Below are 11,529 nucleotides of genomic sequence, written 5' to 3'. Positions count from 1 at the left end.
GTTCTACCTCAGTTTCAGCGTGGCAAGGCCAATGAGCACCAGAATCACGGTGATGATCCAGAAACGGACGATCACACGTGGCTCGGGCCAGCCTTTGAGTTCAAAGTGGTGATGAATCGGCGCCATGCGGAATACGCGGCGACCGGTAAGTTTGAAAGACGCAACCTGAATGACCACTGAAAGGGTTTCCATCACGAACACGCCGCCCATGATGAACAGGACCATTTCCTGACGAACGATCACCGCCATGGTGCCCAGCGCCGCGCCGAGTGCCAGCGCACCGACGTCGCCCATGAACACCTGCGCCGGATACGTGTTGAACCACAGGAACCCGAGCCCGGCACCAATCAGCGCGCCTGAGAACACAATCAGCTCGCCCGCCCCCGGCACGTAGGGAATCAGCAGGTATTCAGCAAATTTCACGTTGCCCGACAGGTAGCAGAAGATGCCCAGGGCACCGCCCACCATCACCGTCGGCATGATCGCCAGACCGTCCAGCCCGTCAGTCAGGTTGACTGCGTTGCTGGACCCGACGATCACGAAATAGGTCAGCACGATGAAACCGATACCCAGCGGGATGCGCACATCCTTGAGCATCGGCACGATCAGCGTGGTTTCAGTCGCCGACGGCGCTGTCGTATAAAGGAAGATCGCGGCACAGAGGCCGAACACCGACTGCCAGAAATACTTCCAGCGACTCGGCAGGCCACGCGAATTCTTTTCGATCACCTTGCGGTAGTCATCGACCCAGCCGATGGCGCCGAACAGGAAGGTCACCAGCAACACAACCCACACGTAACGGTTGCTCAGGTCAGCCCACAGCAGCGTACTGATACCGATGGACGAGAGGATCAACGCGCCGCCCATGGTCGGCGTACCCGACTTGGAGAGGTGCGACTGCGGACCATCGTTACGCACGGACTGACCGATCTGACGCATCTGCAGGGTACGGATCATCCACGGCCCGAGGCACAGCGACAGCGTCAGTGCAGTGAGCACGCCAAGGATCCCGCGCAATGACAGGTACTGAAAGACCGCGAAGCCTTTGTAGAACTGTTGTAAAAACTCGGCCAACAGCAGCAGCATTAATGTTTCTCCAGGCTAGAACCGCACAAGGCAGCCACGACGTGTTCCATCGCAGCGCTACGCGAGCCCTTGATCAGTAAAGTGGTATCAGGGTCCTGCTCGGCGCCCAGCGCCGCAATCAGTTCAGCCTGACTGGCAAAGTGGTAAGCGTGCTCGCCGAAGGCGCTGACGGCGTGAGTCATCAGCGGGCCGACGGCATACAGCGCCGACACCTTGCCAGCGGCATAGGCACCGACTTCGCGATGACCCTGCTCGGCCCAGTCGCCCAGCTCGCCGATATCGCCCAGCACCAGTACGGTACGACCGGTGAAGCCGGTGAGGATGTCGACGGCCGCGTTGATCGAGGCAGGATTGGCGTTGTAGGTATCATCGATGACGCGCGTGCCATTGCTGGCGATCTGCGCCACGGCACGCCCCTTGACCGGCTGCACGCTGTTCAGTCCGGTGACGATCCCTTCCAGCGGCACACCCATTGCGCAGCTGGCAGCCGCAGCGGCCAGGGCATTGGACACATTGTGCGTGCCGAGCAGGTTCAACTGAACCCGGGCAGTGCCGAGCGGGCTGTTGAGGGTGAAAGCCGGGCAACCCCGCGCATCACGGCTAAGCTCGCTGGCGTACACATCCGCCGCAGAGTCGGTCAGTGCGAAGGTCAGGACATTGCGATTGCCAGCGCGCTTGCGCCAGATCGGGAAGGCCTTGTCTTCCAGGTTCAAGACTGCCGTACCACCCGCGTCGAGACCTTCCAGAATCTCGCCCTTGGCTTCGACAATGCGGTCCGGGCCGCCAAACTCGCCAACATGGGCGGTGCCGGCGTTGGTGATCATGGCGACGTGCGGCTTGGCGAGGCTCACGGTGTAGGCAATCTCGCCAACCCGCGACGCACCCAGTTCGATCACAGCCGACGTGTATTCAGGGGCCAGTTCCAGCAGCGTCAGTGGAACGCCCAATTCGTTGTTCAGGTTGCCTCGGGTCGCGAGCACAGGCCCGCGCGTGCGCAGGATGCTCGCGAGCATTTCCTTGACCGTGGTTTTGCCACTCGACCCGGTGACGGCAGCAACCGGCCGGTCGACGAACGCATTGCGATTCATGGCACCCAGTTGGGCAAGTGCCTTGCGGGTATCCAGCACGACCAGTTGCGGCAGGGCGGCGCCCTGCACTTCACGCTCGACCAGAGCACCGACCGCACCTTTGGCAGCCACTTGATCGAGGTATTCATGACCGTCGAAACGCGGACCGGTCAAGGCCACGAACAGCTGGCCAGGCTCGATGCCCCGGCTGTCGGTGCTGACGCCGGCAAAGCTGCAGTCGCCGCCGACCAGACGGGCGTCGAGTGGCACAACCAGTTCGCTGAAGGTCATTGGCTTAAGCATTCGCAGGCTCCCATACAGCAAGCGCGCTGGCGGCTTCTTGCAGGTCGGAGAACGGCTGCCGCTGACCGTTGATTTCCTGGTAGTCCTCGTGGCCCTTGCCGGCAAGCACCACGACGTCATCGGCATTGGCGCTGGCAATCAGTTCGGCAATGGCCTGACCGCGACCTTCGATGAAACGCACCTTGTCCGCAGCAACGAAGCCAGGGCGTATATCGTCAAAAATACTGACAGGCGATTCGGAGCGCGGATTGTCATCAGTGACCCATACGCCGTCGGCCAGACGCTCGACCACTTCAGCCATCAGCGGACGCTTGCCACGGTCACGATCACCGCCGCAGCCGAACAGGCACAACAAGCGGCCCTTGGCGTGCGGGCGCAGTGCTTCGAGTACTTTTTCCAGCGCGTCCGGGGTGTGCGCGTAATCCACGACGACCAGGGGCTTGTCGGCACCACCCAGACGCTGCATGCGTCCGACCGGGCCTTCGAGTTTCGGCAGCGCCTTGAGAATTTCGTCCAGCGCGTAATCCAGGCCCAGCAACGCACCGACCGCAGCCAGCACATTGCTCAGGTTGAAACGGCCCAGCAGGCTGCTGCGCAGGAAGTGTTCGCCCTGAGGCGTGACCAGCGTGGCACGCACGCCATCGTCATCGAACTTCGCATCGCGGCAATACAGGTAGGCCGTGCTGTCCAGCTGGCTGTAGGTGATCAGGCGCGACTCTTGTTTGACAGCGGCCAGTTCACGACCGAAATCGTCATCCAGGTTGATCACCCGGCATTTCAGATCAGGCCATGCGAACAGCTTCGCCTTGGCGGCAGCGTAGGCCTCCATGGTGCCGTGATAATCCAGATGGTCGCGGGACAGATTAGTCAGCACCGCCACATCAAAGGCCAGCGCCGCAGCGCGTCCCTGATCAAGACCGTGGGAGGAGACTTCCATCGCCACTGCGCGCGCGCCGGCCTGTCTCAGGTCGGTCAGCGTTGCCTGCACGGCAATCGGATCAGGCGTGGTGTGGCGGCCGCTTTGCAGCGAACCGTAGAAACCGGTGCCCAGTGTACCGACGATCCCGCAGCGTTGGCCGAGGGCATCTAGCGCCTGAGCCACCAACTGGGTCACGCTGGTCTTGCCGTTGGTGCCGGTAACACCCACCAGATTCAGACTGCGGCTCGAATCGCCATAGAAGCGACCAGCGATCGCGGACAACTGCGCGGCGAGCCCTTTTACCGGAATCAGCGGCACGTCAGTGATCGGCAGAACGATCGACCCTTCGACTTCATAGGCTACGGCAGCTGCGCCACGCTTGAGCGCGTCGGCGATGTGCGCGCGGCCATCGACATTGATGCCCGGCACTGCCAGAAACAGGTCGCCCGGACGCACATTGCGGCTGTCGAGAGTCAGCTCGCGAATCAGCGCATCGCGGTCGGTGTGAGCGAAAAGCTTGCTCAGATTAAAGGCCATCAACCACGCCCTCCTTTGGCTGCCGGTGCGGCGTTGACTTGTTCAGGCGGCGCAAGGTTGTCCGGCGTCACGTTCATCAGACGCAACGTGCCAGACATGACCTTGCTGAATACCGGGGCCGAAACCAGGCCACCGTAGTAACCACCCTTGCTCGGTTCGTCGATGACAACCACGATGGCGTAGCGCGGGTTACTCATCGGGCCGAAACCGGCGAACAGCGAGCGATAGGAATTTTCCGCGTAGCCCTTGGTGCCGATGGACGTCTTGCGCGCCGTACCACTCTTGCCGCCGACGTGATAGGACGGCACACGGGCGCGATAGACGCCGCGCGGGTCCTCGATAACCTGCTGCAACATGCCCTGCAGAGTCTTCGCGGTTTTCTCCGGAATGGCCTGGGTCGATTCCGGCTCTTTGTCTGTTTTGAGGATGGTCAACGGCACGATGCGGCCGTTGTTGGCCAGCGCACCGTAGGCATGCACCAGCTGCAAGGCAGTGACCGACAGACCGTAGCCATAGGACAGCGTGGCGGTTTCGGCCTTGCGCCATTCGCGGTAGTTGGGCAGGTTGCCAACGCGCTCGCCAGGGAAGCCGAGGCCGGTGTACTGACCGAACCCGACGCGCTGCATGGCACGGAAGATCGCCTCACCGCCCACATCGAACGCGACCTTGCTCATGCCGACGTTACTGGAGTTGATCAGAATGCCGGTCAGATCGAGGATCGGGCCTTCGGTCTTGGTCACATCACGAATCGTGTATTTGCCGATCTGCAGGGTGCCCGGATAAACCTCGACCTTGTCGGTCGGCTTCCAGCGGCCACTGTCCAGCGCTGCGGTCATGGAGATAGGCTTCATGGTCGAGCCGGGTTCGAACACGTCGATGATCGCCCGGTTGCGCATGGCGGCAGGCACCATGGTGCGTCGGTTGTTCGGGTTGTAGGTCGGCTGATTGACCATCGCCAGCACCTCACCGGTCTTGACGTCCATGATCACCATGCTGCCGGCCTTGGCCTCGTTCTCGACGATGGCATTGCGCAGTTCACGGGTGGCCAGGTACTGCAGGCGCAGGTCAATAGACAAAGCCAAGGTCTTTCCGGCCTTGGCATTCTTGGTGACCTGAACATCCTTGATCAGTCGGCCACGCCGGTCCTTGATGACCTGACGCTTGCCGGGCACACCGGCGAGCCAGTCGTCATACGCCAGCTCGACGCCTTCCCGGCCATGGTCGTCAAGGTCGGTAAAGCCGACCATGTGTGCAGTAACATCGCCAGCAGGATAAAAGCGGCGGAACTCTTCGATGCCGTAGACACCGGGCACTTTCAGGTCGATGACCGACTGACCCTGCTCTGGCGTCAGGCCACGCACCAGGTAGATGAATTCCTTGTTCGCCTGCGAGTCCAGGCGCTCGGTCAGTGCCTTTAGATCCTGACCCAGGGCGGCGGCCAGCATCGGCCACTTGGACTTGTCCTGCTGCATTTCACGCGGGTTGGCCCACAGCGTGGTCACCGGCGTACTGACGGCCAGCGGCTCGCCGTTACGGTCGGTGATCAGGCCACGGTGCGCCGGAATAGGAATATGCCGAAGGCTACGTGCATCGCCCTGTTCCTTGAGAAAGGTATGGTCGATGACCTGCAGGTCGACGATGCGCCAGCAAATGGCGAGCACGAGGGACACCAGCAGCCCTACGACTACGCGAAAACGCCACGGATAAAGAGCGCCATCGAGCTTCATCATGGCGCCACCATGCGTACTTCGGCAGCGCTCGGGATGCGCATCTTCAGCTGTTCGGTGGCCAGAGTCTCGATACGGCTGTGCGCAGTCCAGGTGCTCTGCTCAAGAATCAGCCGCCCCCACTCTGCCTGCGCCTTGTCGCGCACGCTCATTTCCGAATACAGCGAGTTGAGCAGTTGACGATTCCAATGTGCACTATAGGAAACGCCAATCGCCGAAATCAGGACGGCAATGAACAGCAGCAGCATAATGAAGCTGCCGCCGGGCAGAGGCTTCAGAAACAGACGGCTCACCTGAGCTTCTCCGCTACACGCATGACAGCACTGCGCGAGCGCGGATTTGCTTTGGTTTCGACATCCGAAGCGAATTGAGCCTTGCCGTGAATTTTGATTTTCGGTTCGAACGGTTTGTACTGAATCGGCAGATTGCGCGGCATGTTGTCGGCTTCGCCCTTGGCGAGCTTGCGCATGAACAGCTTGACGATGCGGTCTTCCAGCGAGTGAAAGCTTATGACGACCAGACGGCCACCCACTTCCAGCGCATCCAGTGCCGCTTCTAGGCCGGCTTCCAGATCGCCCAATTCGTTGTTTACGTGAATACGCAGGCCCTGAAAGGCACGCGTTGCAGGATTCTTGCCCTTTTCCCAGGCAGGGTTGGCGACCTTGAGCACTTCTGCCAGATCAGCTGTGCGCTCGAAAGGCTGGACTTCGCGACGCGCGACGACCGCGTTGGCCATCCGCTTGGCAAATCGCTCTTCGCCGTATTCCTTGAAGACGCGGGCAATTTCTTCAGCCGGTGCAGTCGCGATGAACTCGGCAGCGCTCACGCCACGGGCAGGGTCCATGCGCATGTCCAGAGGACCGTCATTCATGAAGCTGAAACCGCGCTCGGGATCATCCAGCTGCGGGGACGACACACCCAGATCCAGCAGAATGCCACTGACCTTGCCCGCCAAACCGCGTTCCTGGGTCTCGGATCCCAATTCGGCAAAGCTGCGCTGCACAATGACAAAGCGGCCGTCTTCGGCCGCTAGCGCTTGCCCGGTGGCAATCGCTTGAGGGTCCTTGTCGAATCCCAGAAGCCGACCGTCGGGGCCCAGCTGGCTGAGTATCAGACGACTATGCCCGCCACGTCCGAACGTGCCGTCCAGATAGCAGCCATCGGCGCGCACCGCGAGAGCCTCCACGGCTTCTTCGAGCAGCACGGTGATGTGGGTAAAGCCGCTATTCATAGTCACAGGATCAAATCACGTAATTCGTCGGGCATCGCGCCAGGTTTTTGAATGGCAGCCAGGTCAGCATCAGCAAGAGCATTCCAGGCGTCCTCGTCCCACAGTTGAAACTTGTTGAGCTGGCCCACCAGCATTACGCGCTTATCCAGCCTCGCGTACTCGCGCAGGCGCGGCGGCACCAGAAAACGCCCACTCCCGTCGAGTTCCAGATCGACAGCATTACCAATCAGAAGCCTTTGCAGACGGCGGTTCTCTTCACGAAAGGTCGCCAGATCACGAAGTTTTGCTTCTATCAGCTCCCATTCGGAAAGCGGGTAAAGGCAAAGGCATGGATCAACGGCATCGATGGTCACGATAAGTTGGCCGGCGCTACGCGAATCCAACTCGTCACGGTACCGGCTCGGCATAGCGAGACGGCCCTTGGCATCGAGATTGATCGCATTGGCACCACGGAACACAGGCGCATTCTCCGAATATTAGCTTTTTGCGCTAAAAAAACCCACTTCGTGCCACTTTCTGCCACTTGCGCACACTATAGGAACGCGGCCACCACACCGTCAAGGCACGGTCTTAAGGAAAACCCTTACATTTCGGAGATTTAGGAGAGGTATTGGGGATAAAAGGGTAATTCTGAGAAGGATCCGACGGATAAATCCCACGCAGCTCAAATCGTTGCGATTCAAAGTTAATGTGATTTATGAGCTGTAAGATTTTTTTGGTATTACGGAGGGGTTTTGCTGCTTGAAACGAAGGGGAAGAAAAAGGTGGAGAGTCGATCTGTAAGCCGGGTTCTGTCGAGAACAGTCATTCCTCTACGACGGCCATCACTGGACGCCTTTAGCAACCTACCCGGTTCCAGCGCGGGCCACGCCTAGGAACCCTATTTGGTCTTGCTCCGAGTGGGGTTTACCTTGCCACGAACTGTTACCAGACGTGCGGTGCGCTCTTACCGCACCTTTTCACCCTTACCGGCACCGAAGTGCTTAGGCGGTTATTTTCTGTGGCACTTTCCGTAGGCTCACGCCTCCCAGGCGTTACCTGGCACTCCGCCCTATGGAGCCCGGACTTTCCTCCCCCCCTTGTTGCGGAACAACAAGAGGCAGCGACTGTCCAATCGACTCTCCGCCGACAAGGTTAGCGGCACACGCCATCAAGAACAAGCTTTAATAGCATGCGTGTCCCCCTTACCCCTTTCAAAAGCAGGCCGTTACTCCTTCTGTTTCTCCAGCGCCACCTGGTACAGCAGGTTCTTGCGCACACCCGTTATTTCGGCAGCCAGCGCTGCGGCACGCTTGAGCGGCATCTCTGCAAGCAGCAGATCCAGCACCCGCCGAGCCTCCTCACCAATGACGTCCTCGTCATCCGGCGGCGTCCAGCCAGCCACCAGCACCACGCACTCGCCACGCTGCTGATTACTGTCGGATTCAACGAATGCCCGCAGCTCACCCAAAGGCAGACCCTTAAGGGTTTCGAAAGTTTTGGTTATTTCACGCGCCAGCAACGCCTGACGGTCAGCACCGAACACCAGTTCCATATCCTGCAGACACTCCAGGATGCGGTGCGGCGCTTCATAGTAGATCAGCGTGCGCGGTTCTTCTTTGACACGCTCGAGCCTGGCCTTGCGACCCGCAGACTTGGCCGGAAGAAAACCCTCGAAAATGAATCGATCCGACGGCAGCCCGGCCGCAGACAAAGCCGCAATCAAGGCGCAAGCACCCGGCACCGGTACGACCTGCACACCTGCGGCACGCGCCTGGCGCACCAGGTGATAACCGGGATCGGAGATCAGTGGCGTGCCCGCATCGGAAATCAGTGCGACGTCATCACCGGCCAGCAGACGCGTGATGAAACGACTACCCTCATCACGTTCGTTATGTTCGTGACAGGCAGCCAATGGCGTGGAGATGCCGAAGTGTTGCATCAGACGTGCGGAATGACGCGTGTCTTCAGCTGCGATCAGCGCGACGTCGCGCAACACCTTCAAGGCCCGCACACTCATGTCGTCCAGATTGCCGATAGGAGTCGCCACTACATAAAGCGAACCCGGAGTGGAATTCGAAACAACCGGAACAGTCAAAACGCAAACCTCGCAGGTTAAAACAGGTGCTTGGAAAAAATGCATTGTACAGGCTGCGGCCCGGCGGAACGGTTCGCGCGTCAGGATGCCGACAAAAAAGGAATGAAAACATGTTCAGACCCGAGCAAGAAACGCGGCGCACCTCGCCAATTGAACGATTTGGCCGCCAGATGACCTTAACGCGACTGATATCACGGCTTTAAATACCATCGACATCGCACCCCGGCCAGCGCTTGGGTACAATCCCCCGTTAATTCGCTCGAGTTTCAGGAACATACCAATGATCGCTTGTCTGCGGCTGCTCTCTGCCCTCTGCCTCGCTGCCCTCCTCGCAGCCTGTGCCAGCTCGCCCTCGTCCAGCCTTGGCGAGCTGCCTCGAACCCCTGATGCCAGCATCGAGCAATTGCTCGATCAGGCCGCCAGCGCCAAAACACCCGAGCAGGCCGCAACGCTGCGCTTGAGTGCTGCCGATCTGGCCAGCCGCCAGAATGACGCAGGACGCGCCGCGCAAATCCTCGGACAGGTGCAAATCGATCAACTCAAGCCCGGCTTGCAGGTTTTCGCCAGCACACTGTCCGCTGAGCTGGCGATGGGCCGCAATCAGCCCAAGGCAGCGCTGACCGCGCTGAATCATCCAAGCATGCAACGCTTGGGCGAACTGTCGGTCGAGCAGCAGATCCGCACTCACATGGTCAAGGCGCGCGCCCTGGAAGCCGATGGTCAGGCGCTCGCAGCCGCCAATGAACGTGTTTACGCCGGCCCGCTGCTGCAAGGCGCAGACGCAAGCGCCAACAACGACGCGATCTGGACACTGGTCTCCGCCCTGCCTGCCGAGCAACTGCAGAGCACAGCCACCGACGACATGGGCGGCTGGCTGAACCTGGCTCGCTCGATCAAGGGCGCAGGCACGCTCGAGCAGCAACAGACTGCCATCGACAACTGGAAAGCGCAGAACCCTAAACACCCTGCTGCACAGCAACTGCCAACCGCCCTCGCCCAGCTTCGCGCATTGACCAGCGAGCCGATTACCAAAATTGCCCTGCTGCTGCCGCAGGACGGTCAGTTGGCCGCAGTTGCCAAGGCGTTGCGCGAAGGCTTCATGGCCGCGCACTTCCAGGCTCAGCAAGCAGGCGAGAATCCTCCGGCCATCCAGGTCTTCGACAGCTCGCGAATCACCTCGATGGACGAGTTCTACCGTCAGGCTCAGGCCGCTGGTGTGCAACTGGTCGTCGGTCCGCTGGAAAAGAACCTCGTCAAACAGCTGAACAGCCGTCAGCAGTTGCCTATCACCACCCTGGCGCTGAACTACAGCGATACCAGCAATGAAGGCCCTGCCCAGCTGTATCAGTTCGGTCTGGCCGCAGAAGACGAAGCCCGCGAGGTTGCACGTCGCGCCTGGGCAGACGGCAAGCGCAGCGCCGTGGCGATGGTTCCGAAAGGCGAATGGGGCGACCGCGTGCTGGATGCCTTCCGCAAGAGCTGGCAGGCCAAGGGCGGCACGCTGATCGCTGCAGAGCACGTCGATCAGCCTGTAGAACTGGCACAGCAGGTCGCCGATCTGTTCCAGCTGCGCAACAGCGAAGGCCGCGCGCAACGCCTGCAAAGCACGGCCGGCACTCAAGTCGCCGCTCAGCCAAGCCGTCGCCAGGACATCGACTTCATGTTCCTCGCCGCGACCCCACAGCAAGCGCAGCAGATCAAACCCACCATGGTCTTTCAGTACGCAGGTGACGTTCCGGTCTACGCCACTTCGCACCTGTTCACCAACAGCAACGATCATGCGCAATACATGGACCTCAATGGCGTGCGCTTCTGCGAAACGCCATGGCTGCTGAACGCCGAAGACCCGCTGCGCCAGCAGGTCACCGCGCAATGGCCGCAGGCCGCAGGCAGCCTGGGTCGCCTGTATGCGATGGGTATCGACGCCTATCGCCTGGCGCCGCGCCTCGCACAGCTCAAGGCGATGCCTGACAGCCGCATTGACGGGCTGTCCGGCAGCCTCAGCCTGAACCCTGGCCGCCGTGTCGAACGTCAGTTGCCATGGGCCGAATTCGTCGACGGCAAGATCCAGCGCCTGCCGGACACCGCTCCTTGATGCAACGCAGCACCCGCCAGCAAGCAGGGCGCGAGGCCGAAGCCTTCGCCCTGCAGTTTTTGCAACAACAGGGGCTGCGCCTGATTGAACAAAACTGGGTATGCAAACGCGGCGAGCTTGATCTAGTCATGCTTGACGGCGATACAGTAGTATTCGTCGAAGTTCGCTACCGGCGCCATTCAGGCTGGGGCGGCGCCATGGAAAGCGTCGATTTTCGCAAGCAGGAGAAACTCGTCACGGCCGCACAGCTTTTTCTGCAGCACGCAACGGCCTGGGCCAATCACCCCTGCCGTTTCGACGTGGTCGCCATTGAAGGCGAGCCCGGCAAGGCTGCACCACTGAACTGGATCAAGAGCGCTTTTGACAGCTGATCTGGCGCAGTGAAGCAGCAATCCGACTTGAGTCATGACCTGCAATACACTACAGCCCTCACCGATTTCGCTATTTGTTTTGCCGGCTGCACACCTTGTGTGCCGGATAGCTCCCG

General features: G+C 60.4%; 10 protein-coding genes and 1 other RNA gene. 2 read left to right on the top strand and 9 right to left on the bottom strand.

Annotated elements, in window-relative coordinates; translation table 11 throughout:
* Nucleotides 1-3: 3 nt before the first annotated feature.
* The 9 genes from mraY to rsmI form a co-directional block, all read right to left on the bottom strand.
* The gene (gene mraY / locus JOE34_RS11335; protein ID WP_003313553.1) at nt 4-1,086 is read right to left on the bottom strand and encodes a phospho-N-acetylmuramoyl-pentapeptide-transferase; all 1,083 of its coding nucleotides are present in this window, start codon (nt 1,084-1,086) and stop codon (nt 4-6) included.
* A complete protein-coding gene (murF, locus tag JOE34_RS11330; RefSeq protein WP_046266529.1) occupies nt 1,086-2,456 on the bottom strand; it encodes a UDP-N-acetylmuramoyl-tripeptide--D-alanyl-D-alanine ligase in 1,371 nt (456 codons plus the stop codon). Before murF ends, mraY begins: the two co-directional genes overlap by 1 nt.
* On the bottom strand, nt 2,449-3,912 hold the full coding sequence (locus tag JOE34_RS11325; RefSeq protein ID WP_003424508.1) for a UDP-N-acetylmuramoyl-L-alanyl-D-glutamate--2,6-diaminopimelate ligase: 1,464 nt from the start codon (nt 3,910-3,912) through the stop codon (nt 2,449-2,451). The genes murF and JOE34_RS11325 overlap by 8 nt, the downstream gene beginning before the upstream one ends.
* The gene (locus JOE34_RS11320; RefSeq protein WP_010427469.1) at nt 3,912-5,639 is read right to left on the bottom strand and encodes a penicillin-binding protein 2; all 1,728 of its coding nucleotides are present in this window, start codon (nt 5,637-5,639) and stop codon (nt 3,912-3,914) included. Before JOE34_RS11320 ends, JOE34_RS11325 begins: the two co-directional genes overlap by 1 nt.
* On the bottom strand, nt 5,639-5,932 hold the full coding sequence (gene ftsL, locus JOE34_RS11315) for a cell division protein FtsL (RefSeq protein WP_003340690.1): 294 nt from the start codon (nt 5,930-5,932) through the stop codon (nt 5,639-5,641). Before ftsL ends, JOE34_RS11320 begins: the two co-directional genes overlap by 1 nt.
* The gene (gene rsmH / locus JOE34_RS11310; protein ID WP_010423714.1) at nt 5,929-6,870 is read right to left on the bottom strand and encodes a 16S rRNA (cytosine(1402)-N(4))-methyltransferase RsmH; all 942 of its coding nucleotides are present in this window, start codon (nt 6,868-6,870) and stop codon (nt 5,929-5,931) included. The genes ftsL and rsmH overlap by 4 nt, the downstream gene beginning before the upstream one ends.
* Nucleotides 6,871-6,872: 2 nt before the next feature.
* Entirely contained in the window at nt 6,873-7,328 is a 456-nt protein-coding gene (mraZ, locus tag JOE34_RS11305) for a division/cell wall cluster transcriptional repressor MraZ (RefSeq protein WP_002555055.1), read from the bottom strand.
* Nucleotides 7,329-7,634: 306 nt separating this feature from the next.
* An RNA gene (rnpB, locus tag JOE34_RS11300) (RNase P RNA component class A) lies at nt 7,635-7,992 on the bottom strand.
* 85 nt (nt 7,993-8,077) lie between these two features.
* Nucleotides 8,078-8,947 (bottom strand): 16S rRNA (cytidine(1402)-2'-O)-methyltransferase, encoded by an 870-nt coding sequence (gene rsmI / locus JOE34_RS11295; RefSeq protein ID WP_016568902.1) that lies wholly within the window; start codon nt 8,945-8,947, stop codon nt 8,078-8,080.
* 280 nt (nt 8,948-9,227) lie between these two features.
* Between rsmI and JOE34_RS11290 the strand changes: the two genes are divergently transcribed.
* Complete coding sequence (locus tag JOE34_RS11290) at nt 9,228-11,042, top strand: penicillin-binding protein activator (RefSeq protein ID WP_209995758.1); 1,815 nt, start codon at nt 9,228-9,230, stop codon at nt 11,040-11,042.
* The gene (locus JOE34_RS11285) at nt 11,039-11,413 is read left to right on the top strand and encodes a YraN family protein (RefSeq protein ID WP_198699207.1); all 375 of its coding nucleotides are present in this window, start codon (nt 11,039-11,041) and stop codon (nt 11,411-11,413) included. The genes JOE34_RS11290 and JOE34_RS11285 overlap by 4 nt, the downstream gene beginning before the upstream one ends.
* The last annotated feature ends 116 nt before the right edge of the window (nt 11,414-11,529 follow it).

This window comes from Pseudomonas sp. PvP028, from assembly GCF_017832255.1.
Lineage (GTDB): Bacteria > Pseudomonadota > Gammaproteobacteria > Pseudomonadales > Pseudomonadaceae > Aquipseudomonas > Aquipseudomonas syringae.
This window is presented reverse-complemented; position numbering and strand designations above follow the sequence as displayed.

Bases quoted from the DNA above. Each gene is read 5' to 3' on its own strand.
- JOE34_RS11320 (WP_010427469.1), bottom strand. From the start codon at position 5,639: ATGAAGCTCGATGGCGCTCTTTATCCGTGGCGTTTTCGCGTAGTCGTA.
- JOE34_RS11290 (WP_209995758.1), top strand. From the start codon at position 9,228: ATGATCGCTTGTCTGCGGCTGCTCTCTGCCCTCTGCCTCGCTGCCCTC.
- JOE34_RS11325 (WP_003424508.1), bottom strand. From the start codon at position 3,912: ATGGCCTTTAATCTGAGCAAGCTTTTCGCTCACACCGACCGCGATGCG.
- rsmH (WP_010423714.1), bottom strand. From the start codon at position 6,870: ATGAATAGCGGCTTTACCCACATCACCGTGCTGCTCGAAGAAGCCGTG.
- mraY (WP_003313553.1), bottom strand. From the start codon at position 1,086: ATGCTGCTGCTGTTGGCCGAGTTTTTACAACAGTTCTACAAAGGCTTC.
- murF (WP_046266529.1), bottom strand. From the start codon at position 2,456: ATGCTTAAGCCAATGACCTTCAGCGAACTGGTTGTGCCACTCGACGCC.